The organism is Streptomyces sp. ISL-96, from assembly GCF_018614035.1.
Lineage (GTDB): Bacteria > Actinomycetota > Actinomycetes > Streptomycetales > Streptomycetaceae > Streptomyces.
In genome coordinates, this window is sequence record NZ_JAGGPA010000013.1 from 1 (window position 1) to 23,464 (window position 23,464).

Annotated in this window: 22 protein-coding genes and 1 tRNA gene; 8 read left to right on the plus strand and 15 right to left on the minus strand. The window is 68.9% G+C overall.

Annotation, left to right across the window (positions count from 1 at the left end; genetic code table 11):
• Nucleotides 1–614: 614 nt before the first annotated feature.
• Nucleotides 615–1,307: a DUF5753 domain-containing protein gene (locus tag J7E96_RS09695; RefSeq protein WP_215129546.1), complete on the plus strand. Its 693-nt coding sequence runs from the start codon at nt 615–617 to the stop codon at nt 1,305–1,307.
• Nucleotides 1,304–1,465: a DUF397 domain-containing protein gene (locus J7E96_RS09700; RefSeq protein ID WP_308295895.1), complete on the plus strand. Its 162-nt coding sequence runs from the start codon at nt 1,304–1,306 to the stop codon at nt 1,463–1,465. Before J7E96_RS09695 ends, J7E96_RS09700 begins: the two co-directional genes overlap by 4 nt.
• 70 nt (nt 1,466–1,535) lie before the next feature.
• Here J7E96_RS09700 and J7E96_RS09705 read toward each other — a convergent pair whose 3' ends face one another.
• From J7E96_RS09705 to J7E96_RS09735, 8 genes are all read right to left on the minus strand, one after another.
• Complete coding sequence (locus J7E96_RS09705) at nt 1,536–6,074, minus strand: hypothetical protein (RefSeq protein ID WP_215129550.1); 4,539 nt, start codon at nt 6,072–6,074, stop codon at nt 1,536–1,538.
• Between the two features lie 635 nt (nt 6,075–6,709).
• On the minus strand, nt 6,710–7,537 hold the full coding sequence (locus J7E96_RS09710) for a hypothetical protein (protein ID WP_215129552.1): 828 nt from the start codon (nt 7,535–7,537) through the stop codon (nt 6,710–6,712).
• On the minus strand, nt 7,537–8,115 hold the full coding sequence (locus J7E96_RS09715) for a hypothetical protein (protein ID WP_215129554.1): 579 nt from the start codon (nt 8,113–8,115) through the stop codon (nt 7,537–7,539). Before J7E96_RS09715 ends, J7E96_RS09710 begins: the two co-directional genes overlap by 1 nt.
• A complete protein-coding gene (locus J7E96_RS09720; protein ID WP_215129556.1) occupies nt 8,112–8,357 on the minus strand; it encodes a hypothetical protein in 246 nt (81 codons plus the stop codon). Before J7E96_RS09720 ends, J7E96_RS09715 begins: the two co-directional genes overlap by 4 nt.
• Nucleotides 8,354–8,677, minus strand: coding sequence for a hypothetical protein (locus tag J7E96_RS09725; RefSeq protein WP_215129558.1), 324 nt, complete (start codon nt 8,675–8,677; stop codon nt 8,354–8,356). Before J7E96_RS09725 ends, J7E96_RS09720 begins: the two co-directional genes overlap by 4 nt.
• Nucleotides 8,678–8,884: 207 nt before the next feature.
• On the minus strand, nt 8,885–9,931 hold the full coding sequence (locus J7E96_RS09730) for an AAA family ATPase (protein WP_308295896.1): 1,047 nt from the start codon (nt 9,929–9,931) through the stop codon (nt 8,885–8,887).
• On the minus strand, nt 9,928–10,584 hold the full coding sequence (locus J7E96_RS37190) for a hypothetical protein (RefSeq protein ID WP_251069661.1): 657 nt from the start codon (nt 10,582–10,584) through the stop codon (nt 9,928–9,930). The genes J7E96_RS09730 and J7E96_RS37190 overlap by 4 nt, the downstream gene beginning before the upstream one ends.
• Nucleotides 10,581–10,784, minus strand: a complete 204-nt coding sequence (locus J7E96_RS09735) for an AlpA family transcriptional regulator (RefSeq protein WP_215129562.1) — start codon at nt 10,782–10,784, stop codon at nt 10,581–10,583. The genes J7E96_RS37190 and J7E96_RS09735 overlap by 4 nt, the downstream gene beginning before the upstream one ends.
• Before the next feature lie 119 nt (nt 10,785–10,903).
• Between J7E96_RS09735 and J7E96_RS09740 the strand changes: the two genes are divergently transcribed.
• Nucleotides 10,904–11,359: a helix-turn-helix domain-containing protein gene (locus J7E96_RS09740; RefSeq protein ID WP_215129564.1), complete on the plus strand. Its 456-nt coding sequence runs from the start codon at nt 10,904–10,906 to the stop codon at nt 11,357–11,359.
• On the plus strand, nt 11,359–12,561 hold the full coding sequence (locus J7E96_RS09745; RefSeq protein ID WP_215129565.1) for a tyrosine-type recombinase/integrase: 1,203 nt from the start codon (nt 11,359–11,361) through the stop codon (nt 12,559–12,561). Before J7E96_RS09740 ends, J7E96_RS09745 begins: the two co-directional genes overlap by 1 nt.
• A 94-nt stretch (nt 12,562–12,655) precedes the next feature.
• Here the strand turns inward: J7E96_RS09745 and J7E96_RS09750 are convergent.
• Nucleotides 12,656–12,730 (minus strand) — tRNA-Thr (locus tag J7E96_RS09750).
• Between the two features lie 187 nt (nt 12,731–12,917).
• On the opposite strand from J7E96_RS09750, the gene J7E96_RS09755 reads away from it, so the two are divergent.
• The 3 genes from J7E96_RS09755 to J7E96_RS09765 all read left to right on the plus strand — a co-directional run bounded on the left by J7E96_RS09755 (nt 12,918) and on the right by J7E96_RS09765 (nt 15,443).
• Nucleotides 12,918–14,054, plus strand: a complete 1,137-nt coding sequence (locus J7E96_RS09755; RefSeq protein WP_215129567.1) for an ABC transporter ATP-binding protein — start codon at nt 12,918–12,920, stop codon at nt 14,052–14,054.
• A gap of 211 nt (nt 14,055–14,265) precedes the next feature.
• The gene (locus J7E96_RS09760) at nt 14,266–14,685 is read left to right on the plus strand and encodes a hypothetical protein (RefSeq protein WP_215129569.1); all 420 of its coding nucleotides are present in this window, start codon (nt 14,266–14,268) and stop codon (nt 14,683–14,685) included.
• A gap of 41 nt (nt 14,686–14,726) precedes the next feature.
• On the plus strand, nt 14,727–15,443 hold the full coding sequence (locus J7E96_RS09765) for a nucleotidyltransferase family protein (protein WP_215129571.1): 717 nt from the start codon (nt 14,727–14,729) through the stop codon (nt 15,441–15,443).
• Nucleotides 15,444–15,559: 116 nt separating this feature from the next.
• On the opposite strand, the gene J7E96_RS09770 is transcribed toward J7E96_RS09765, so the two are convergent.
• The 6 genes from J7E96_RS09770 to J7E96_RS09795 form a co-directional block, all read right to left on the minus strand.
• On the minus strand, nt 15,560–17,278 hold the full coding sequence (locus tag J7E96_RS09770; protein WP_215129573.1) for a DoxX family protein: 1,719 nt from the start codon (nt 17,276–17,278) through the stop codon (nt 15,560–15,562).
• Between the two features lie 262 nt (nt 17,279–17,540).
• Complete coding sequence (gene rlmB, locus J7E96_RS09775) at nt 17,541–18,497, minus strand: 23S rRNA (guanosine(2251)-2'-O)-methyltransferase RlmB (RefSeq protein ID WP_215129575.1); 957 nt, start codon at nt 18,495–18,497, stop codon at nt 17,541–17,543.
• A 112-nt stretch (nt 18,498–18,609) separates the two neighbouring features.
• A complete protein-coding gene (gene cysS, locus J7E96_RS09780) occupies nt 18,610–20,013 on the minus strand; it encodes a cysteine--tRNA ligase (protein WP_215129576.1) in 1,404 nt (467 codons plus the stop codon).
• A gap of 85 nt (nt 20,014–20,098) precedes the next feature.
• Nucleotides 20,099–20,602 carry a 2-C-methyl-D-erythritol 2,4-cyclodiphosphate synthase gene (ispF, locus tag J7E96_RS09785; RefSeq protein ID WP_215129578.1) on the minus strand — a complete coding sequence of 168 codons (504 nt, stop codon included), beginning with the start codon at nt 20,600–20,602 and terminating at the stop codon, nt 20,099–20,101.
• Nucleotides 20,592–21,347, minus strand: a complete 756-nt coding sequence (gene ispD / locus J7E96_RS09790) for a 2-C-methyl-D-erythritol 4-phosphate cytidylyltransferase (RefSeq protein ID WP_215129580.1) — start codon at nt 21,345–21,347, stop codon at nt 20,592–20,594. The genes ispF and ispD overlap by 11 nt, the downstream gene beginning before the upstream one ends.
• Before the next feature lie 328 nt (nt 21,348–21,675).
• On the minus strand, nt 21,676–22,158 hold the full coding sequence (locus J7E96_RS09795; protein WP_006380568.1) for a CarD family transcriptional regulator: 483 nt from the start codon (nt 22,156–22,158) through the stop codon (nt 21,676–21,678).
• Nucleotides 22,159–22,726: 568 nt separating this feature from the next.
• On the opposite strand from J7E96_RS09795, the gene J7E96_RS09800 reads away from it, so the two are divergent.
• A complete protein-coding gene (locus J7E96_RS09800; RefSeq protein WP_215129582.1) occupies nt 22,727–23,416 on the plus strand; it encodes a DUF461 domain-containing protein in 690 nt (229 codons plus the stop codon).
• Nucleotides 23,417–23,464 lie beyond the last annotated feature (48 nt).

The following is a 23,464-nucleotide window of genomic DNA, read 5'->3' on the forward strand; positions in this document are numbered from 1 at the left end:
ACCCCCTGCACAGGGGTCTGCACAGTCTCCGACCAGGGTGGACAGACCCCGGACAGACCCTGGACAGAGTCCGGTATGTCCTGGACACAGCCTGGACGGACGGGCGTCCAACCCGGACACGCCTGTCCAGGGTCAGGGGTCGTCTGTCCGGGGTCTGTCCAGGATGGCGTCCACCCAACTTGCCCCGGAATATCCCCTGCTATCGGGGTGCTCAGCGCTGCTAGACCGCAGGTCACAGCTGCTCAGACTGCTGCTATCGCAACTGCTCAGCATGATCAGTTAGCACCCCCTGAGCACCTCTTCGAGCAGCTGTGACCTGCGGCTTAGCACCCACTGAGCACCCGTTGAGCACCCGGATTGCCCCGTCTTGTCACCCGCCTACGGGAGTGGTGTCAGCCGCCGCCTAGTCGGGTGTCAGGCGAGTGTCAGACGCCCCGTAGGCGGGTGTCAGACGGGTGTCAGCTCGCGCGCGCCCACGCGTTGACCTATAGAGAACGGCCCCCTCGGGCCGCTGACATGTCAGCGGGTGTCAGCCCATCCGATCAAGCGGTGTGACCGCAACCACACGAGGAGTAGCGTTGACGGACCATCAAGGCGCGACCGGAGGAGAACCGGTGAAGCCCAATCGCAAGGAAGCCGCGGAGATCGTGCGCGGCACCAGAGACCCATCCAAGGCCGGCCTATGGCGGGCCGCGCCGAACGAATCGCTGTCCGAGCACATCGAGCAGCTGATCCGGCTGGAGAGCGCGGCCGACCAGATCCAGGCGTGGCACCCCACCCTGATTCCCGGCATGTTGCAGTCGTACCAGTACGCCGTCGAGGCGATCCAGGCGACAACTCCCGCCCTGCCGATAGAGGACGTGGCGGAGCGGGCAGACCTGCGTCTGCGGCGTATCGACGCGCTCGGGTACGCGGGCGACCGGCGGGCCTGGTTCATCATCGACGAGCAGGTGCTGCGCCGGCCGATCGGCTGTAAGGCGGTGCTGCTGGAGCAGATGGAGCACCTGCTGAACATCGCGTCTCTGCGGCCGTCCGTGACGCTGCAGGTGCTGCCGCTCGACAGTCCCGGACACCCCGGCCTGGCGGGCGCGTTCACGTCGTACAAGGTCGGCCCGCAGCGCGTCGTGTTCACCGAGACCCTAACCGGATCTCTCATCTCGACCCGTCCGGAAGACGTGGCCGCGTACTCCACCTCATACGATCACTTGCAGGCGGTCGCGGCCTCCCCGGCAGCGTCGCTGGAAATGATCGACTCAGCGAGGAGAACGCTGTGCACGGAGCTGGACACGATGACTTGGTCTGGGTGAAGTCGACCTACACGGACAGCGGCTCGTGCGTCGAGTGGGCCAAGCCCGCTGACGGCGTACTGGTACGGGACTCCAAGCGACCAGCAGGGGCGCGGATACCGCTCCAGCCGGCCGCTTGGTCGACGCTCGTCGACTGGGCCAAGACGCACCAGGTGTAGCGCGAGGAAGCCCCCGCCGCAGGAGAATTGCGGCGGGGGCTTCCGTGCGTCCGGACCCGTCCATGATGACTCAGTTGAACCCTGCCTCGAGCCTGCGCCGAAGCATGTCGAAGCGGCCGTCGACGACCTGCTCGGCTTCGCCGCGGACCCGGCCGAGGAACTCGCCGCCGGACAGGTACAGGTCGCCCTCGAACTTGGCGATGCCGGGTGCCCCGGTGGCGGCCGTGGATGTGAGGGCATTGGCCTGCTGCGACGTGAACACCGGCTCCGGCCGGCCGGTGCCGTTGTAGGCCAAGTTGAGGCCGGGCTGGAGGTAGCCGCCGGAGTCGTACTTGCCGGGCATGAAGCCGTACCGGTGCGTGAACATGGCCGCGGTTGCGGGCCGCGCCCGGGAGCCGACAACGACGCCGTCTCCGCCGCGGGACTCGACGTTGACCTTGTTGATCGTGCCCGCGGTGTGGCCGACGCCCGCGTTGGTGATGCCGATCTGATACGGGCTCCTGCCGTTGAGGACCCATCCGCTGGGGGCGGTCTTGCCGGCGAAGGCGCCGGTTGCCCACCTGCGGTGCGGCTTCTGGCCGCGGATGACGGACTCGATCGCGGAGAGGAACCCGGAGCAGTCCCAGCTGGGGTTGCCGTTGCCGCCCCACTGGTAGGGCTTGCCGTTCTGGGTGCGGGCCCACTTGAGGCCGGCCTGCATCCGAGGGCCGCCGATCCCGCCGGCTCCCTTCTTGTCGGCCTTCTCGCTGTACCCGAAGATGCTGTCGAGGATCCGCTTGGGGATGCGGCGGATCATCTTGCCGAAGTCGCCGCCGGCCCCGGGGAAGGCGTTCATGAGCGGGTTGACGACGCTGTTCAGGCCCGCGCGCGCGGATGCCTCGACGGTGTCCGCCAGCCAAGACGCGCCCTTCTTGACGCCGTCCCACGCCTTCGAGCCCACCCCCTTCACGGTCTTGCCGATCCAACCGAAGATGCCGCCGTCGGCGAACTTCTGCGTGGTCGGGTTGCCGCCGAGTGCGGGCGCGAGTGCGGCCTTGACGCCGGTGGCGCCGCGACTGCTCGCGATCTTGTTCATGGTTGAGACGAAGCCGGAGCCGACCGCGCGGGTGAACTCCGGCCGCATGATGGCCTCGCCACCGGACAGGTCGAGCGCACCGCCGGTTGGCGACACGAAGCGGTGGACGTCCTTGCCGGGGGTGTAGCCAGGCAGGACGCCGCCGGTCGCCCAGCCCTTGATGTTCATCGGCTTGATCTCAGGGGCGCCGAATGCGCTGGCCACCTTGTTCCAGGTGGGCACGATGCCGTTGTTGTAGATCTTGTCGATGATGAAGCGGACAGGCTTCTTGGCGATGTCCCGGACCTTGTCCCAAGCCTTACCGATGAAGCCCCTCGCGTCCTCGAAGGAATCACCAACGGCTTTGACACCCTTCTTGATCAGATCGAAGGAGGGCTTGAGGGACTTGTCCCACAGCCACTTGGCCTTGTCTCCGATCCAGCCAAAGACCGGCTTGGCGTAGTCGTTCCACAGCTCCTTGATCTTGTCGCCGACGAGCTTCATCCCGATTTTGAACGAGTCCCAGGAAGGCTTGATCTTCTCGGTCCAGAGCCAGGCCGCCTTTTCGCCGATCCAAGTGAAGATCGGCTTGACGTAGGTGTTCCACAACTCCTTGACCTTGTCCGCGACAAGGCCGATGCCGATCTTCAGCCGGTCCCACGCGGGCTTGATCTTCTCCTGCCAGAGCCAGGCCGCCTTGTTGCCGATCCAGGTGAATACGGGCGACAGGACGTTGTCCCACAGCCAGGTCGCGATGGCGGCCATGGCCTTGAAGGCGAAGACGTAGGGCAGCACGAGCAGGGTCACGATGATCGTGATCAGGATCTTCGCGGCGGTGCCAATGAAGCTGAACACAGGCGACAGGACCGTGTTCCACAGCCAGGACGCCGCCGATGCGATGGCCTTGAAGGCAACCACGATGGCGTCGAACGCCGGCTTGAGGATGCTGTTCCAGATGAAGCTGATCGTCGTCTTGATGCCTTCCCAGGCACCTTGCACGATGTTCCGGAACGTCTCGCTGTTCTGGTACGCGTAGATGATCGCGACGACCAGGGCGGCGATCAGAGTGATGATGATGCCGATCACGTTCGCCCGCATCGCCGTGTTGAGCAGCAGCGTCTGACCGGTCAATATGGCTGTGACGACACCGGCCGCGATGACCGCGCCCCGCCAGATCGCCATGGCCAGCGCCGCCAGTTTCGCCCCGATCGCGATGGACGCGAACGCCACACCAGCCACCACGAGAACCTCAAGCGGGATCGCCGAGATGCCCGTGGTCAGTGCGTTGATGAACGACTGTGCCGTCGCCACCATCGGAGCCAGCGCGATACCCAGGTGGAGGATGGCGCCGAACAGCTTGCGCAGCGTCTCGGCGAGCAGTGGGGCCTGCTTTGCCGCATACGCCAGGAAGCGCTCGAACTCGGGCGACCCCTTCAAGTTGGTGCCCCACGTCGCGAACCGGCCTGTGATCCGCTGCATGGTCTTGCTGATGCCGTCCATGTGCGGCAGGAATGCCTGGACGATGCCGGCCATGCCCTTGAAGATGCGGCCGAACGAGATACCGAGCCCCTCGATCGCAGGCCCGACCGACCCGGCCAGATCCGCCTTGAACGACTTCCACCACGGGGACTTGAAGCCGGCCGAAATCCGGTCCTGCAGATTCCCGATCGCTTTGGCCGCGGCCAGCACGAACGGGGTCAGGCCCGGAAGGCTGTTCTTGATGCCCTCCAGTGCCCGCGTGAAGATCGGCATCACGGCGGGCTGCAGTGACTTCGACCATTCCCCGAAGACGCCCTTCAGGGACACGAAGGCATCGAACGTCTGCCGCGCGGCCGGCGTCAGCTTCGCCAGCGCGGTCCGGTACTTCTCCTGTGCTACGGCAGCCGCGTCCACGCCCGTCGCCACCGACCGGGACGCCGACGCCACCTGACGCTGTGCCGAGGCTATCGAGTCGGCTGCCTGCTCCTGCACTGCCGCGACGTTCTTCTGCGCCTCGATGACCTTCTGCTGAGCGTCAGCGATGTTCTGCGCGTTCTGCACCTGGCTCTGTGCGGCGTCCGCCTGGGCGTCCTTCACTTCGCGGGCCTGGTCCGCTACCTGCCGCTGTGCCTCCGCGACCCGCTCGTGCGCGGCCTTCACGGTGTCCGAGCCCTCGACGCCGGCCCGGTTCGCCGCCTCCGCTTCGGACTTGAGCTCTGCTGTCTCCTTCCGCTGGTCCTTGAGCCCCTTCACCGCCTGGTCGTAAGCCAGCTGGGCCTGGGCGCGCTGGAGGTCCGTGGCCTTCTTGTCGCCGCGGACCTTGTTCAGGTCCTCCTGGGCCTCCTGTACGCGAAGGATCGCCGCCCGCTCATCGAGCGCTGTACCGGCAAGCCGGTCGTTGAGATCCTGCAGCTGCTCGGCTGCCGACTTCCGGGCGTCCGTGAGTTCTTCCTGGGCGCGTCGTGCTACCCGCTGAGCGTCCGCTAGGGCACGCTCGGCGTCCTGCACCTGCCGGGCCGCCTGCTGCGTCCGCTGGGCCGCCTGGGCGGTCGCATCGGCCACACCACGGCGGGCGTTCGCCACCTGGTCCTGGGCCGCGGCTATCTGCCGGGCCCCGTTGCGCTCCGCCGCGGCGAGAGACTGGGCGGCCCCAGCCATCTGAATAGCCCGCTGCTGGGCGGCTGCGTGCGCCGCCGCCCCGTTGCCCGTCGACTGCGTCGCGGCGTCCTGCGCCGCCTTCTGGGCCTGCAGGGCCCCGGCGATGCCGACGAAGGCGGGGATCGCGACGGCTGTGAGCGCGCCGATACCGACCCCGGCCGATACGGCAGCCGCGGCAACCGCCCCAAGGCCTGCCGCCACGACCGGAATCGCGGGCAGGATCGCCGGGCCGAACGCCGCCGCGGCGGTCGTCAGCATCCCGAAGCTGCGGATCACCGGGTCCACGCGAACGTCGATGTCCTGCCCGTCCAGCCGGGCTATCTCCGCCCGCAGCGCGGCCAGTTGTGCGACCGCTGCGCCGGTGTTGATCCGTACATCGACGTTCGGGTGGTTCGCACCGAGTCGGGTCAGCTGTTGCTCGAGGTCGTCGATCTGCCGACGAGCCGTTGCCGCGTCCACGTCGATACCGACACGCTGGTTGGACAGCGTCACCAGCTGCTCGCGCAGGGCCCGGATATCGGCGTCCGCCTCGCTGGTGTCCGCCCCGATCGTGATGTCCGGCAGGGCAGCCAGAGCAGCCTGTACGCGGCGGCGGAACGTGGACCCGAACGCGCCACCCGCATCACCGCCCTGACGAGTGGCACTAGCACGGGCGGCAGCACCGCCCTGGTTGAGGCCCGACGCGACAGACGTCCGGATCTGCGCAGTGATGCGCGAGGCGATCTGCTGGCCGATGCGGTCGCCAATGGTGCCGGAGACGGACGACGTCATAGCGGGACCGAAGGCCCGACCAGCGGCGTCGCCCGCATCCTGTCCTGCGCGTGTAGCTGCCGGTACGAGACCGGCGCGCAGGCGGGCATAGATGCCCTGAGTGTTCGGGATGACGTCGACCTCGACGGACCCGACTGTGATCGCCATAGCTGCCCCTTCCGGCAGGCTCTGGCGCGGGCCCTAGAAGGTCAGGTTATGCGGGTACTACAGCAGCCCTGGGTGTCCCTCGGACGGACGCTTGCGGCCAGGCTTGGCACTGGCTGCGCGTGCGGCCGCTGCCTCGCGAGCAGTCTTCTGTCGGTGACACGGATCGCAAGCACCTTGCAGAGCCTCAAGGCGGTGATCATCGGTCATCGCCTGGATATGGTCAGCGATCGTCGCAGGGCGAACTAGGCAGATCTGGCAGACCACATCGCGGTCGAGCACCTGCTTACGGAGCTTGCGCCAGTTGGCCGGCAAGCGTGAGCGTCGCTGACTGGTTCCCCAGTTGTGGGTCATCGGTCCTCCATTCATGCAGGTCAGAGGGGTGCGGGACTATCCCCCTAGTGGATCTCCAGCCCTCGTAGACGTATTGACGCTGTCCCTCCGGACGAGTCTGGGGAATTTGGATCTTGACCCTGGGGAGAGGGACCCCGGGGTGTTTGTGCTGGTCAGGGTGCCCCGACCGGCCGCGTGACCGGTCGGGGCGTCGGCGCTGGTGCGGTCGAGGTAGCCGGCCGCCGCACCATCGGATCGGCCCGTCATGCCCTGCGAGCCGATGCCGTTGACGCCGAGTCGATGGGTCACGCGGTCTCCGCGAGGTACTGCTGGGCTGCGGCCTGACCACCAGCGGCGTTCATCCCTGACCGGCTCGCGTGGCCTGCGTTCCTCCACCGCTCGACCTGGATGCTGCGCTGCCTGACCTCACCCGGTGTGGCGAGCGTCAGTGTCAGTTCGTCCTGCCTGACGAGGTAGACCCAGCGCGCGACGGGCTTGTGCCTGAGGTCCCGCCACTGAGCGATGGACTCACTGAGCTGGCGCCAGTCCCCGGACATGACCCGGTCGACGGTGGGAGCGGGCAGGCCGGCCACGGCGAACAGTGCGTTGTCCCTGCCACCGTCGCCGCCTGCCACCTTGACCATGTCGGCCCTGTCGCTGATGAGCTGTTCCAGCTGGGCGACCGCGCCTTCAGCCTTGTTGTACGCGGTCGCGTGTACCGAGTTGTTCCAGTCGAGCCGTGCCGAGTCGACGAGCATCGTGTCCGCTGGCAGCTTGTCCGCCGCCTTGCGCACGACACCCACCAGGGTGGTGAACTCCTTCTGTAGCCCCTCGATCCACCCGGGCACGGCCGCCGCGGTGAGCCGGACGAACCGGAGGTCGGCCTCTTCCTGGAAGCGACTGGCCGCGCGCTGCGTGAGGTCGAGCAGGTTCAGCTGGGCGGCGTGCTCGCGGATGACTTCCTCGACTTCCGCCGCGGTGCCGGGCAGCGGGGGGCGTTCGGGGGCCGGCCGCTGAACGGTCTCGAAGATGGCGCCGCGCACGGCCGCCGCTTCGAGGACGTCGGCCGGTACGGGCAGCTTGCGGCGCTCGGCCGCTTTGATCGCCGTGAGGGCGTTGGGTACCAGGCTCATCACGCGGCCTCCAGTTCCTGCGCGGCCAGGTGCTCGATCTGGTGAGGGGCGGCATCGCTGATGACGTTCGGCGGCACGACGACGTGGGCGAACGTGTGGTGCACAGCCCAGTCGCTGCTGCCGCTGGTGTCGGGCAGCTGGTTGTATTCCTCGACGTGCTCGCGGAAGCCGGGCTGACTGTCGCCGTAGGCGGTGAGAACGTCGCTCCATCCCCAGCCAGCGGCGTGCTGGGCGAGAGCCTGCGCCATGGTGTGATCGCCCTGCCGCAGGGCTTCCTGCAGCTTCTCGGCGGCGATGCGCGGGTTGTCGATCTGAGCGGCCCGGTCGTTGGCGTCGCGGCGGGCGATGACGGTCTGCGCGTCGGCACTGTTCTCGCGGCCGAACATCTTCCGATGCAGCTGCTCGCGCCGGTTGTTGATGGCCTGGATCTCCTGCTGCCGAAGCTGCTCCATCGCGGTCTGCGACTGCTGGTAGACCTTGGCGGCCATGACGCGCTTGGCGTGCTCGCTGTAGGTGCGGTTGTTCTCGATGCGCTCGATCTGGCGGGCGTAGTTGTCCTGGATCTGCTCACGGTTCATGACTGGGTCCCTTCGATTGCGGCTTCGTGGGCGAGCGCCTGGGCTTCGCGGATCGCGGCCTGCATGGCGGCGGGGGTGACGGCGGAGCGGAGCAGTTCGGCCATGGCGAGGATGGAGCCCTCGGCCGTGGCTGCGATCTGTTCCGGGGGGAGGGTGTGGAGGAGGAGGTGCACGGCCTGGTCGTCGTCGCGGAGGGCCGCGGAGGTGACGAGCGCGGCCGTGCGCAGGAACTGGGCTGTCACGGCGTCTCCTGGGGGCTGTCGGTGAACTGGGCGTCCCGGTTGGGGCACTGGGGGTTGTGCTGCTGGGCGCAGCGGGGGTGTCCGCGGCAGAGCCGGCCGCCGCAGCCCTTGGAGCAGAGCAAGTAGGTGCCGCGCATCAACGGCCGGGCGCAGCTGGCACAGAAGCCCAGCCGGATTCCCTTGCGGCGGGCCTTGGTGGTGTGACGGGCCTTGATTCCCTCGCGCCGGTTGGCGGCGAGCTCTTCCCGCTGCTGCTTCTCCTGCTCGACCTTCCGGCGGGCTTCGGCTATCCGCTCCTGTACGACGTCGTCGACGTTCACTGATTTCTCCTTTCTGGCTGAGGGGTGCACGTTCTCCCCCCTTAAAGAGGGGGTGAGAAACGTGCACCTAAGGCCCGTGCACCTGCGTGCACCTATGCGTGCACCTGTGACCTGGGCTTTTATGCGGAACGTGCACCTGGCGTGCGCCTCGTGCGGGGTGCACGGCGAAAAGGGACCGTGCACCCCTGCGTGCACCCCCGGGCCGCATCACGTCAGTCCCTTAGATGCCGGGTAGTAAGCGGCCGACCCACCGGCGTAGGCGGGCTCAACTCGGTTGAGCTCCCCGAGCGTCACGTGTCGTTCGAGCTTCCGCCGCGCCTTCTCCTTCTGCGCACGCGTGGGCGTCTTGGCCTCGAAAAGCGCACCAGCAGCAGCGAGAGCTGTGAGCCCTTCCGCACCGGCGACGCGCGCCATCTCGAGTAGGTCGGCAGACTGGGTGACGCTCGTGACACCGGCCGGGTGGTCGTGCGTCAGGTGCAGCGGGCCAACTTCGTCCATTGGCTGCTTCAGGTGACGGAAGCTGACCACCGGGTCACCTGCCTCACCCCAGAGCAGCGCGATGGACCCTGCGCCGGAGGTGATCCAGACGGACCCGTAGATGTCGGCCATGGTGTTGGGCGCGGCCCCGTTGGGCCCCCGCTTGACCAGGTGGTGCAGCTCCAGCACCTGAACACCTTCGGCAAGGGCCTTCTGCCGGGCCCGGTTGTACCCGGCGCCGACCTGGTCGTCGGACAGCCCCACGGCCGCGTCCTTCAGGCTGTCGATCACGACAGTGTCAGCGCCGGCCCGCCCGCACATGGCGGCCAGAATGTCTGTCCGTTGCGCCAGGTCGAAGGGGGGCGGCCCCTCCCAGACGACGAGACGATCGTTGAGGACCGCAGGATCGTCATGGGCGAAGATCCGATGCCCTGCCCGTCGGGTCTGTGACGGCCGGTCCATAGCCAGCAGCAGCACACGCTTGCCGCTGGCTACGGGGTAGCCGAGGACGGCGTCTTGCAGCCCGATGCGTGCCCGGATGATCTGGTGGGCGAGCGTGGTCTTCCCGACACCTTGGGGTGCGGCGAGGATGAGCGCTTCACCTTCGGCCCACAGCACTTCCGTGCCACTGCCCCATACCGCGGGCGGGATGGCGGGTACGTCCTGGAAGAACGCGCCGCCCTGCTTGAAGGGCCCTACCGTCTCCGTCTCCGGCTCCGGTGCCAAAGACAGAGGCGGAGGGTGCTCAACCCTGCGGGCAACGGTCACGTCGGTCACGCAGCGGCCCTCCCTTCGGTGTAGACGCGGGTGCGGTTGTGGGGCAGGTCGACCTGGCGGCCGTTGATGCAGTGGCGCCACGTGCCAGGCCGGCCGGGGATGGCGATGGGCGGCCATCCGGGGGTTGCCTGGATCTGGTGCGGCGGCTTCGGCTTGCGCAGTTCCGCGAGCTCTTCGGCGGTGCGCCCTGCCCAGGCGGGGGGCTTGGGTGCGGTGGCGTCGCGGAACCACTGGATGAGCGCTTCCTCGTCGCCGTACTTGCGCCAGAGCTCGGCAGCCTCGAGCGCCGCGGCGAGCCGCTTGGGGTCCTCGGGGTGCAGGGCCCGCCACCCGGGGGACGCGTACTTGGGGAAGTCTCGGGCGAGGAACAGTGACTTCGCGTCGGCCCACAGGGCGGCGATGTCGCCAGGGTCGAGCTGGATTTCGTCACGGGTTTCGTCACGCGGCTCTGGCTCGGCGGTGTTCTCGTCGCCGCAGCCGGCCGGGGTGCAGTCGAGCGGGTCGCGGTGGCCGCAGTCGAGGGGCTCACAGCGCGAGGCGCCTTCACGTCGCCGCAGGAGTTGTGTCACGATGGGACCGAGCCCACCGCCCACAGCGGAGCTTTCCTGAAATGCCCGGCCGTCCACGCCGGGCATTTCTGTGTTCTGGCTCATGCCGCCCGGCCTCCCGAGACTGTGCGCTCGTCGAGCCACTTCTCGATGGCGCTGCGCTTGTACCGGATGCGCCCGCCCTTGCCGGGGCTGGTCTTGATGTAGGCGGGTCCAATGCCGGTCCACCGCCAGTTGGCGAGCGTCTGCGCACTGAAGCCGTAGTCGGCCTGAACCTGCTTAGGGCTCAGTAGCTCGTCGGCCACAACATCTCCTCAGGTGAGTTGTTTTGCGACTCAGATGACCCTAGAGTGGGGCCATGACAGTGACAGTAGCAGATACGTTGGGGCTCAGCGGGACTCGATTGAGTCTTAAAATGGCGGCCATGACACCGCCACCGAGGACCCCCACCCAGATCTCAGACGCAACGGGCAAGACCGTCGCCGCGAATGTGCGCCGGGTGCGAGAGCTCCGCGGGCTCTCCACATACGACCTGTCCAAGAAGCTGGGCGAGGCTGGGCGCCCGATCGCCCCCTCCGGTATCGCCAAGGTGGAACGCGCCGAGCGCCGAGTCGACGTCGGAGACCTGACCGCCCTGGCGGCGGTGCTGCGCGTCACCCCGAGCGCTCTCCTGCTCCCGCTCACCGACGATCCGGCCGTGACGGTCGAAATCACCGGCGTGGGGGCCGTCGACGCGGAAGCGGCCTGGGACTGGATGGATGGCGAGATGCCCATCCAGCACATCGAGCCTGGCGACCCGAGCGGCGCTCTCCTGCAGTTCCAGGTGTACGCCCGCCCGCCTGGCCGCCGTATGCAGCTGTCGCCCGGAGAGGCGGATTAATGGCCCGCGTCTGGATCGAGGACCGCGAGAACCACGCCGACTATCAACAGGCTGTGGAGAGCTGGCAGGCGGCGAAGCGTGAGGGTAGTAAGCGGAAACCGCCGGGCCGATGGCGCGTCCGCTGGTACGGGCCGGACGGCAAAGGGAAAGCAGCCACCTTCCAGAAGCTCCCCCAGGCCGAAGCCGAGATGCACGCCATCACGGCCCGCCTAGACAAGGGCTCGTACCGCGACCCGAAGTCAGGGAAGGCGGCCATGAAGCTGGTTGCCGAGGAATGGTTCACGTCGAAGCGGAAGATCGGCCGGACGACGCGGCACGACTACCGGGAGCTGCTCGATCTGTACGTGATCCCGAAGTGGGGGGACTGGCAGGTCGGCGCGATCCAGTGGGAGGACGTCTCCGCGTGGCTGACCGAGCTGGAGACCAACCCCGGCAAGTCAGGGCGGAAGCTGGGGCCGGCCCGCATCATCAAGGCGTACCGGGTGCTGTCCATGGTGATGAAGCATGCCGTGTTCTCTAAGCGGATCTCTGCCAGCCCGTGCCACGACCACGAGCTCCCGCGACTGGACGACGAAGACGAGCACGTCTATCTCACCTACGACCAGCTCGAGCGCCTGGCGCTGGCCGCGGATGAGTACCGGCTGCTGATACTGACGCTGGGCTACTGCGGAATCCGTTGGGCGGAGGCGTCGGCCATCAAGACGGGTCGGTTGCTGGTGCCGAAGCGCCGCATCCGGATCGTCCAGAATTACACCGACGTCAAGGGTGTGCTGGCCCTGGGGCCGGTGAAGAACCACGAGAAGCGGTCCGTACCGCTCCCCCGGTCGTTCGCTGACGAGCTGGGCACGCTGGCCCGCGGCAGGGGGCAGGGTGACCTGCTGTTCACCGCGCCGGACGGCGGACCCCTGCGGTACAACAACTTCCGCAACCGCGTCTTCGACCCTGCGGTGAAGGCGGCCGGCCTGGCCGGGATGGGCATTACTCCGCACAAGCTGCGGCACACCGCGGCTTCGCTCGCCATCGCGGCCGGCGCGGACGTGAAGGTGGTCCAGCTGATGCTCGGCCACAAGGACGCGTCGATGACGCTGAACGTCTACGGGCACCTGTTCCCGGACCGGCTGGACGAGGTGGCGGACGCCCTCGATGCGGGCCGGATGGTCGCACTGGCGTTGGCGGATGCGCCGATCACGACGCCTGGGTGATCGCAGCAGGGTGTACAAAATGCGTATGGGCCCCCCGGCGTGATCTTCCGGGGGGCCCATCACATGTGGCCCTTGACCAGCCACTTTCCACCAGAGCCCCCTGTCGGATTCGAACCGACGACCTACGCATTACAAGTGCGTTGCTCTGGCCGGACTGAGCTAAGGAGGCGCGTCAGAGCAGTCTAACCGGATCGCCCCGCACCCCCGCCAATATATTCGTCGCCTTCCGGCTACTGACAGGACGGGCATCGCCGGGTAGCGTCACGGCAGGTTCGCTCAAGTGGACCAGACCACACCACTTCACTCCCTTACTCGGATCGTCCGGCACGTTCCTGCCGGTGAAGGAGAACACCACCATGGCAACTGTCTCGTTCGACAAGGCCACCCGGATCTACCCGGGGTCCACCAAGCCCGCCGTCGACCAGCTCGAGCTTCACGTCGAAGACGGCGAGTTCCTCGTCCTCGTCGGCCCCTCCGGCTGCGGCAAGTCGACCTCCCTGCGCATGCTCGCGGGTCTTGAGGACGTCAACGGCGGCGCCATCCGCATCGGTGAGCGCGACGTCACCCACCTGCCGCCGAAGGACCGGGACATCGCCATGGTGTTCCAGAACTACGCGCTGTACCCGCACATGTCCGTCGCCGACAACATGGGCTTCGCGCTCAAGATCGCCGGCGTGAACAAGGCGGAGATCCGCAAGAAGGTCGAAGAGGCCGCGAAGATCCTCGACCTCGTCGAGTACCTGGACCGCAAGCCCAAGGCCCTCTCCGGCGGTCAGCGCCAGCGCGTCGCGATGGGCCGCGCCATCGTGCGTGAGCCGCAGGTCTTCCTCATGGACGAGCCGCTGTCGAACCTCGACGCCAAGCTCCGCGTCTCGACCCGTACGCAGATCGCGTCGCTCCAGCGCCGCCTCGGCATCACCACCGTGTACGTCACGCACGACCAGGTCGAGGCCATGACGATGGGCGACCGGGTCGCCGTACTGAAGGACGGTCTGCTCCAGCAGGTCGACTCGCCGCGCAACATGTACGACCGCCCCGCGAACCTCTTCGTCGCCGGCTTCATCGGCTCGCCCGCGATGAACCTCGTCGAGGTCCCGATCACTGACGGCGGCGTGAAGTTCGGCAACAGCGTCGTCCCGGTCTCCCGCGAGGCGCTCTCCGCCGCGGCCGACCGCGGCGACACGACCGTCACGGTCGGCGTCCGCCCCGAGCACTTCGACATCGTCGAGCAGAACAGCGCGGCCGCGGCCTCGCTCACCAAGACCGCCGACGACGCCCCGGCCGGCCTCGCCGTCACCGTGAACGTCGTCGAGGAACTCGGCGCCGACGGTTACGTGTACGGCAGCGCGCAGGTCGGCGGCGAGCACAAGGACCTCGTCGTCCGCGTCAACGGCCGCGCCGTACCGGACAAGGGCACCGAGCTGCACGTCGTGCCGCGCGCCGGCGAGACGCACGTCTTCTCCTCGTCGACCGGCGAGCGCCTCAGCGACTGACGTACCTGAGATGTACGTCAACCGTGCTCAGGGCCCCGCACCCACGTGGTGCGGGGCCCTTCACGCGCGCCCGGGTGTCGACAAATACCCCGGCAGACCCGTCATTTCGAACTCTGTTCGTCAACACCCAATTCGAAAAATGACATCGAACCATCACCCACGTGAGTGACTAAATGTCGCCAAATCATTACTGGCCGCTACGCTCACTCGCGTGACCCACACAGCCCGCCGAATCGGCCGAAGTCTCGCTCTCGTCCTGCCCGTCGTCCTGGTGCTCTCCGGGACCCTCGCGGTCGCCCGTGTCCCGTGGTCCACGAGCGGACCCGAGTCGCAGGTCCTGACCGCTGCGTCCTCCGAGAAAGTAAACGTACGCGCCAAATCCCGCGCCCCGCAGGACATTCTGCGCGACAAGCTTCTCCTCGAACTCCAGGAGAAAGAACCCGGCGTCGCACTGACGCATCTCCAGAGGGAAGTCGAGCGCCGTCCTTCGCTCGCCGCGCACTGCAAGTCGATCGCCCGCTCGCTCGGCCGCGCCGCGGTGAAGCAGTACGGCCCGACCCGCGCGCAGTCGTTCTCGCGCCCCGTGTGCGACACCTCCTTCGCCTCCGGCGTGGCGCAGCAGACGGGCTGAGCCGCGGCCGGGCAACCGAGCTGCCGCATATCGTGCCCCGTATGACAACGTCTCCGACGCAGGCCGTGGTCCTGGCAGGCGGCCAGGGCTCGCGACTGCGCCCGTACACCAATGACCGCCCCAAGCCGATGGTCGAGATCCCGGGCACCGGGACCCCGATCATCGGCCATCAGCTTGAATGGCTGGCCGCCGAGGGCGTGACCGACGCGGTCATCTCCTGCGGCCATCTCGCCGGCGTACTCCAGCAGTGGCTGGACTCCGCCGATCTCCCGCTGCGTGTCACGACCGTGGTGGAGAGCGAGCCGCTGGGCCGCGGCGGCGGCCTCAAGTACGCCGCCGCGCATCTCCCCGACCCGGGGCTCCCCTGGTACGCGACCAACGGCGACATCTGGACGCGCTTCTCGCTGCGCGAGATGGCCGCCTTCCACGCCGAGCGCGACGCCACCGCGACCCTGGCCCTCGCCCGCCCCCGGATCCCCTGGGGCGCCGTCGAGACGGACACCTTCGGCCACATCACGGACTTCGTCGAGTCGCCGCCGTCGCCCTACCTCATCAACGCGGGCGTGTACGTCTTCTCCGCGGCCTTCACAGAGCTTCTCCCGGACCTCGGCGACCACGAACGCACCACGTTCCCCCGGCTGGCCCGAGAGCGCCGCCTGGCGGGCTTCCCACTGCCGCACGGGGCGTACTGGCGGGCCATCGACACCGCCAAGGACCTGAGCGAGGCCGCGAAGGAGCTCGCCGCCGCGCGCGGCTGATCCGGCCCCGCCTGTCATTTCCGTACGCCGAAGGGCCCGGCGCACACGATCGGTGTCGCGATCGATGTGCGCCGGGCCCTTCACGTACGTACGGAACGTCGTCGTCCAGCTACTGGCTAGCCGAGCAGGCCGCCGATCACCCTGCCACCGCCGCTGCCGCCGCTCCCGCTGCCGCCACCACTGCCGCCGGTTCCGCCGGTGCCGCTGCCGCCCGTGGTGCCGCCGTCGGTGCCACCGCCCGTCGTGCCGCCGCCGGTGGTGCCGCCACCGCCCGTGGTGCCGCCGCTGCCGGCACCGCCGCTGGTCGTCGGACCCGCGCTGGTGGTGGGCGCCTGCGGGGGCGGGGGCTGCTGCTGCGTCGGGGCCTGGCCCGCCGTGCTGCCCTGCGTCTGGCTCGGCCGCTGGGCGTCCGGGCCGACCGTGCCGGTCTCGCGGACCGTGCCGGGCGCGGTGGTGGTGCCGGCGGACGGCCCGGCGGAGCTGCTCGCCGACGGGGCGGGGTTCCGGCTGGCCGGGCCCTGCGAGGCGCGGCCCGTGCTGCTGCCGGTCTCCTGGGGCAGCGGGGCCCCGGGGAGGTGGTTGGTCGGGTCGTCGTTCGGACCCGGCACCGTCACCAGGTCCGAGGAACGTACGGCCCCGCCCAGCATCGAGCCGATGAGCAGCGTCAGTCCGACCACCAGAGTGGCGACGACGGTGCCGCGCCGCAGTACGCGCCGCCGCAGCTCCCACAGTTCCGAGCGCGGCCCGAGCTTGCGCCAGGCCTCGCCGGCGAGCCGGCCGTCGATGGAGTAGACGGGCGCGCCGGCGATGATCAGCGGCGACCAGGCGGCGAGGTAGATGATGTCGGGCGCGTCGTACGCCGGTACGGTCTTCCAGCTCACCGTCATGAGCAACGCGGCGGAGAGCAGGGTCCCGAAGCAGGCGGCGACGCGCTGCCACAGTCCCAGCACCGTCAGCACGCCGACGATGACCTGGAGGAACGCCACGGTCAGGCCGGCGCCCACCGGGTGGCTCAGCGCAAAGTCGCGCAGCGGCTCGGCGAGGGCCCAGGGGTGCAGCGACGTAAGCCACTTGACCATGGAGCCGCGCTCGCCGCCGTCGAAGTAGACGGGGTCGCAGAGCTTGCCCATGCCGGCGTAGATGGAGATGAAGCCGAGGAACACCCGGAGCGGCAGGAGCACCACGCCGAGGTTCATCCGCCGCCCGGGGTAGTACGCGTGCCGGACCGCGTCGGCGCCGCTGCGCCGCCCGCGTTCACCGTCCGCGCCGTACTCGTACCCGTCCTCGTCGTAATCGTCGTCGTCGAGCCGGCGGGCGTAGGCGTCGTCGCCGTCCCGCTCGGGGGCGTCGTACGCGCCGACGGCCTGCTTCGTCCTGGGCAGCATCTGCGTCATGGGCGGCTCGGAGGAGCGCGGCCCGATGACGGTCGGCATCGAAGCCGTGTCGTCTGCGGAGATCCGGGGGATGACCTGCGTGGCGCCGCTGTCGGCGCGCTCGCCGACGGAGGAGGGGGCGAAGGAGGAGTTGCGTACGGCCTGGAGGAGCCCGGTCGCGCCGGGGTCGCCCGGCTCGGACTTCCCGCTCCAGACGACGGGCGCCCGCCGTCGGCTCGCGGCCGCACCGGCCATGGCCGGGACGCGCGCCGTGTCCCCAAGCCCGCTGCCCACACCGCCCGCCCCCGCGTACGGCGGGACGGGCCGTCGGCTCTGGGCCGGGGCGAGCTGCACGCGGAAGCTGGCGTGGTTGACGATGACCTGCGCTGGATCGCAGGGCACCTTGACCATGCTCAGGGCGGGCTGATCGTCGAACCCGGGTGTTCTGGTGTCCACACTCATCTAACCGAGTGACGTGTGCTTAGGACACTGCCTTGACGCCCCGGATCTGTCCGAGACCCGTCAAGACCCCCTTACCGGGACATAACAGACCCCGGCTCGCGCCCCTGCTCAACGCCGGCGCTTCGCCGCTTCCCACAGCACAAATGCCCGCAACCACGCCCGCGTTCAGCGGCACCTCTGTCTGCCGCCCTCGCACCGCTCCGCGGGCTTCGGCCGCCTGCGCCGGACTCCGTCCGTCGGCGCGGACGCGGTCAGGGCCGTATCAACGCCGGCGCTTCGCCGCTTCCCACAGCACGATGCCCGCCGCCACGCCCGCGTTCAGCGACTCCGCGCCGCCCGGCATCGGGATGCGGACCAGGTAGTCGCAGGTCTCGCCGACGAGGCGGCCGAGGCCCTTGCCCTCGCTGCCGATGACGATGACGACCGGGCCGCCGAGCTGCTCCAGGTCCTGGACCGTGTGCTCGCCGTCCGCCGCGAGGCCGACGACCGTGATCCCGGCCTTCTGGTAGCTCTCCAGGGCGCGCGTCAGGTTGGTGACACGGGAGACCGGCGTACGGGCCGCCGTACCGGCGGAGGACTTCCACGCGCCGGCCGTCATGCCCGCCGCACGGCGCTCCGGCACGACCACGCCGTGGCCGCCGAACGCGGAGACGGAGCGGACGATCGCGCCGAGGTTGCGCGGGTCCGTCACGCCGTCGAGGGCGACGATCAGCGGGTCCTCGTGCTTGTCGTACGCCGCCGCCGTGAGGTCGTCCGGGTGCGCGTACTCGTACGGCGGGACCTGGAGGACGAGGCCCTGGTGGTTCAGGCCGTTCGTCATCCGGTCGAGCTCCGGACGCGGGGCCTCCATCAGGTTGATGTTGCCGCGCTCGCCCGCGAGCTGGAGCGCCTCGCGCACCCGCTCGTCGTTGTCGATGTACTGCTGGACGTACAGCGTCGTCGCCGGAACACCGTCGCGCAGCGCCTCGAAGACGGGGTTACGGCCGACGACCATCTCGGACGTGCCCTTGACGCCACCGCGGCGCGGAGCCGGGCGCCGGACCGCGGCCTGCTTGGCCTGGGCGGTGGCGATGCGGTTCTTCTTGTGCTTCTTACGGGCTTCGGCGGGCGGCGTCGGGCCCCTGCCTTCCAGGCCGCGGCGTCGCTGGCCACCGCTGCCGACCGTAGCGCCCTTCTTGTTGGACGTGCGGCGGTTCCTGCGCTGGCTGTTCCCGGCCATGACCTGTTACCTGTTCCGTTGCTTCAGACGTATGTACGTATAAGTGAAAGTGTGCCGCCCGGGACGCCGGACGGCACATCGCGTGTGCCGCACCCGGCGCCCGGCCCGCCGCTCAGCGCGATCCGAGGCTCCATCGCGGACCCGACGGACTGTCCTCGATGACGAGGCCGGTCTGCTGGAGCTGGTCCCGGATCGCGTCGGCCGCGGCCCAGTCCTTGCGGTCACGGGCCGACTGCCGCTGGTCGAGTACGAGGCGTACGAGCGTGTCGACGACCCCGTGCAGGTCGTCGCCGCGCTCCGAGCCGCCGCCCGACCACTGCTCGGCGAGCGGGTCGAGACCGAGGACGCCGAGCATGGCCCGCACCTCGGCCAGCCGCGCGACCGCCTCGTCCTTGTCGTCGGCGGCCAGCGCGGAATTGCCCTGGCGCACGGTGGTGTGGACGATCGCGAGCGCTTGCGGCACGCCCAGGTCGTCGTCCATCGCCTCGGCGAAGGCGAGCGGAACCTCGGCCGCGGGCTCGACATCGCCCCCCGCCTTCTCGATCACGCGCTGGATGAAGCCCTCGATGCGCGCGAAGGCGGACTCCGCCTCGCGCAGGGCTTCCTCGCTGTACTCGATGGTGGAGCGGTAGTGCGGCGTACCGAGGTAGTAGCGCAGCACGATCGGGCGCCACGCCTTGACCATCTCGCTGACGAGCACGGAGTTGCCCAGCGACTTCGACATCTTCTCGCCGGCCATGGTGACCCAGTGGTTGTGCACCCAGAACTTGGCGAAGTCGTCGCCGAAGGCCTTGGCCTGGGCGATCTCGTTCTCGTGGTGCGGGAAGATCAGGTCGATCCCGCCGCCGTGGATGTCGAACGCCTTGCCCAGGTACTTGTGGGCCATGGCGGAGCACTCCAGGTGCCAGCCGGGACGCCCGCGTCCCCACGGGGTCTCCCAGCTCGGCTCGCCGGGCTTCGCGGCCTTCCACATGGCGAAGTCGCGCTGGTCGCGCTTGCCGGTCTCGCCCTCGCCGGAGGGCTGGAGGAGATTGCCGAGCTCCTGGTTGGAGAGCTCCAGATACCCGGGGTACGACCGCACGTCGAAGTAGACGTTCCCGTCGGCCTCGTACGCGTGCCCGCGCTCGATGAGGCCGCGCATCATCTCGACCATCTCGGTGACGTGGCCGGTGGCGCGGGGTTCGTACGTCGGCGGGAGGCAGCCGAGGGCGGCGTAACCGTCGTTGAAGGCGCGCTCGTTCTCGTACCCGATGGACCACCAGGGGCGGCCATGCTCGGCCGACTTCTTGATGATCTTGTCGTCGATGTCCGTGACATTGCGGATGAACGTCACGTCGTAGCCGCGGTACGTGAACCAGCGGCGCATGATGTCGAAGTTCAGGCCCGACCTGATGTGGCCGATGTGCGGGGCGGCCTGCACGGTAGCGCCACAGAGGTAGATCGAGACGCAGCCCGGCGTGAGCGGGGAGAAGTCGCGAGTCTGCCGGGCGCTGGTGTCGTACAGCCGAATAGTCACTACACCAGGGTAGTGGGCGGACGACAGTGCCTTGCGACCCTTGCCGTTACGGGGTGGGGAAAGGCCCGCCGCAGGCGTCGGCCACTCAGCCCGTACGGACCACCAGCGCCGTGGCGATCGCCGCGAGGCCCTCGCCCCGGCCCGTGAAGCCGAGCCCGTCCGACGTCGCGGCGGACAGCGAAACCGGCGCACCGACCGCCGCCGAGAGCACCTTCTGCGCCTCGTCCCGCCGCTTGCCGATCTTCGGGCGTACGCCGACGACCTGGACCGCGACATTGCCGATCGCGAAACCTGCGGCCCGTACGATCCGCGCCGCCTCCGTCAGCAGCGTGATGCCCGACGCCCCGGCCCACTCGGGCCGCCCCGTGCCGAAGTGCTGGCCGAGGTCACCGAGACCGGCGGCGGAGAAGAGCGCGTTGCAGGCGGCGTGGGCCACGACATCGGCGTCCGAGTGGCCGGCCAGGCCGGGCCCCTCGCCCTCCCAGAGCAGGCCGCCGCACCAGAGCTCGCGGCCTTCCTCGAAGGCGTGGATGTCGGTCCCGATCCCGACCAGCGGGAGCAGAGGCATGTCGTCGATGTCAGAAGCCATCGTTGGCCCTCCTGCGGGCGAGAACCGCCTCGGCCAGGACCAGGTCCAGCGGCCGGGTCACCTTGAATGCCTCTTCATGGCCGGGTACGACCACGACCCGCACGCCGAGCTGCTCGACCATGCCGGCGCAGTCCGTCGCACCTTCGCCGCTCGCCGCGATCGTCTCGTGCGCGCGCACCAGCGTGGCCCGGTCGAAGCCCTGCGGAGTCTGTACGGAGCGCAGCCGTGCCCGCTCGGGCGTGGCGACGACCGGCTCGGGCTCGCCCTTCTCGCCGGGCTCGACCTCCTTGACGGTGTCGGCCAGCGGCAACGCGGGCACCACGGCCGGCGCGCCGTCCCGTACGGCTTCGATGACCGAATCGACGGTGTCGACGGGCACGAGCGGGCGGGCCGCGTCGTGCACCAGCACGGCGGTGATGTCGGCCGGGAGGGCTTCCAGTCCGAGCCGCACCGACTCCTGGCGGGTCTCACCGCCCGGTACGACCAGGAAGTCGGTCCGCTCGGGCAGCGCGTGCTCGCTGAGGAGGTTCTTGACCTCGACGGCGCCGTCCTTCGGGGCGACCACGACGACGAGCGAGACGGCCCTGGAGTTGGCCATGGCCCGTACGGCGTGGATCAGCATGGGGGTGCCGTTCAGCGCACGGAGCGCTTTGGGGGCGCCGGGGCCGAGCCGTACCCCGCGGCCGGCCGCGGGGATCACGGCGGCGGTGCGCGGGGTGGGCGTGGGGCGCGATTCGTCTGTCATCGGTAGCTCCGGGGCCGACAGCTTCGGGGACGGGTTTGGGTCCGCCAGGTTTGTGTCCGCGGCCTTCGTGGGTATGGCCACAGCGTGCCGGGCGCGACGCCTTGACCGGCCCCTTCCGTGACGACTGGTCGAGCCAGCTGCCCGGGCCCGGCACACCAGAGATCACCTGCTGGGATCCTGTGGGTTCCTGTGGGATCAGGGCGCGCGGAGTAGAACGCAACATGCCGCAGCGCCCGGCGACAAGGGCTGGAGACCTTGTCAGCGGGCACCACGGCATCGTTACTCATGATTTGGGTATCAGGGAAGGAGCCCCTGGACCCGAAGTGAGTCAGGACGCGAGGACCTCGTCGAGCAGAGCCTCGGCCTTGTCTTCATTGGTGTTCTCCGCGAGTGCCAGCTCGCTCACCAGGATCTGGCGCGCCTTGGCGAGCATGCGCTTCTCACCTGCGGAGAGACCGCGCTCACGCTCACGGCGCCACAGGTCGCGCACTACCTCGGCGACCTTGATGACGTCACCGGAGGCGAGCTTCTCGAGATTTGCCTTGTAGCGCCGGGACCAGTTCGTCGGCTCTTCTGCATACGGTGCGCGCAGCACCTCGAAGACCCGGTCGAGCCCTTCCTGACCGACTACATCGCGTACACCGACGAACTCCGCATTGTCCGCAGGCACACGAACAGTCAAGTCACCCTGGGCAACCTTGAGCACCAAGTAGGTCTTGTCCACACCTTTGATCTGGCGGGTTTCGATTGCCTCGATCAGTGCGGCCCCGTGATGGGGATAGACCACGGTGTCGCCAACCTTGAACGTCATGTGACAGGTACCCCTTCCGTGGCTATCCAGAGTAACACGGAAACGGCTTCTTCTGAATGGCGTTTCCGCAGGTCAGGGCGTATCTCGGGGCTTGACAACAGCAACAGGAACGTGCTGCGCAGGCCTTGCGGAAGCGGGTATTCGCAGGTCGGAGCGGCTGTGCGGGCGGAGAGAAACGCGTACGTTACACACACCACAGAGCTCTCCGAAGGGGCCGAAAGTCCCGGTTTGCCGGGTTCCAAACGGTGAACTGGATGTACTCCGTTCGGTGATCGGTCACCCGTTCGGCCGGAATCCGGAATTGATCAGCGGCGGCGGTGATCAATTCTCCGGACCCCCATACATTCCTTACGGATAATCCGCACTCGGGACGCACGCACGCCCTCCCCGCGTTATGTGACCGGCGTACAAAACAAGCGGCCGGGCCTGCGGCGGGCGGTAGGGGCGGGCAGGGTGGGGCGGGTCGGGTGCGAGCGCCGGACGACGGCTCGGTAACCTAAGCGCGCCGACACACCCCTTGGGGCGGCTCTACGCCGCTCGAACCCGTCTAACAGGAGATGCCTCCACCGTGAGCCGCAGCCTTCGACGCGGTGCCCTCGCCGCCACCGCCATCGTGTTCTCGATCGCTTCGCTTGCCGCGTGTGGTGCGGGCAACGACGCGCAGACGCTCGGGGTCAGGCCGGACAACGCCGCGACCGCCGTCGACGACATCAAGATCCAGAACGCGACGATCGTCACCCAGCCCGAGCGCGACGCCAAGGGCCCCGCGGTCGTCACCGGGATGGTCTTCAACAACGGCACCAAGGCAGAGACGCTCGAATCGATCACCCTGCCCGGCACCAGCGCCAAGGTGAAGCTCAGCCCTGCCAAGGGCTCGGGCCCGCTGACCGTGCCCGCCGGCGGCTCGCTCCTCCTCGGTGGCGACGGCAACGCCTCCGCCGTCATCCAGAACGGCAGCGAGGCGGCGAAGGCCGGCGACGCGCAGCCCGTGCGCTTCGAGCTCAGCGAGACCGGCACGGTCGAGCTGCGGGCGTTCGTGGTTCCGGCGACGCACTACTTCAAGGGCGTCGGCCCGAGCGAGCTGCCGAAGCCGCCGGCGCAGGCGCCGTCCGGCTCGGCGACGGGGACCCCCTCGGGCACCGCTTCCGGCAGCCCGTCCGGCACCCCGTCGGGACCGGCTTCCGGGGCCGCGGGCGCCACTGCTTCGGCCGATGCCGATGCCGATGCCGATGCCGACGAGCACGGCGCGGAGCACTGACGCCCGTACGTACTCCGTACGTACACAGCATGCTGATGGGGGCGCCCC

Excerpts from the sequence above, each read along its gene's own strand:
- J7E96_RS09705 (WP_215129550.1), bottom strand. The coding sequence starts at position 6,074 with ATGGCGATCACAGTCGGGTCCGTCGAGGTCGACGTCATCCCGAACACT.
- J7E96_RS09710 (WP_215129552.1), bottom strand. The coding sequence starts at position 7,537 with ATGAGCCTGGTACCCAACGCCCTCACGGCGATCAAAGCGGCCGAGCGC.
- J7E96_RS09740 (WP_215129564.1), top strand. The coding sequence starts at position 10,904 with ATGACACCGCCACCGAGGACCCCCACCCAGATCTCAGACGCAACGGGC.
- J7E96_RS09795 (WP_006380568.1), bottom strand. The coding sequence starts at position 22,158 with ATGACGTTCAAGGTTGGCGACACCGTGGTCTATCCCCATCACGGGGCC.
- J7E96_RS09745 (WP_215129565.1), top strand. The coding sequence starts at position 11,359 with ATGGCCCGCGTCTGGATCGAGGACCGCGAGAACCACGCCGACTATCAA.
- J7E96_RS09755 (WP_215129567.1), top strand. The coding sequence starts at position 12,918 with ATGGCAACTGTCTCGTTCGACAAGGCCACCCGGATCTACCCGGGGTCC.
- ispF (WP_215129578.1), bottom strand. The coding sequence starts at position 20,602 with ATGGCTTCTGACATCGACGACATGCCTCTGCTCCCGCTGGTCGGGATC.
- J7E96_RS09765 (WP_215129571.1), top strand. The coding sequence starts at position 14,727 with ATGACAACGTCTCCGACGCAGGCCGTGGTCCTGGCAGGCGGCCAGGGC.
- J7E96_RS37190 (WP_251069661.1), bottom strand. The coding sequence starts at position 10,584 with ATGAGCCAGAACACAGAAATGCCCGGCGTGGACGGCCGGGCATTTCAG.
- ispD (WP_215129580.1), bottom strand. The coding sequence starts at position 21,347 with ATGACAGACGAATCGCGCCCCACGCCCACCCCGCGCACCGCCGCCGTG.
- rlmB (WP_215129575.1), bottom strand. The coding sequence starts at position 18,497 with ATGGCCGGGAACAGCCAGCGCAGGAACCGCCGCACGTCCAACAAGAAG.
- J7E96_RS09770 (WP_215129573.1), bottom strand. The coding sequence starts at position 17,278 with ATGAGTGTGGACACCAGAACACCCGGGTTCGACGATCAGCCCGCCCTG.
- J7E96_RS09715 (WP_215129554.1), bottom strand. The coding sequence starts at position 8,115 with ATGAACCGTGAGCAGATCCAGGACAACTACGCCCGCCAGATCGAGCGC.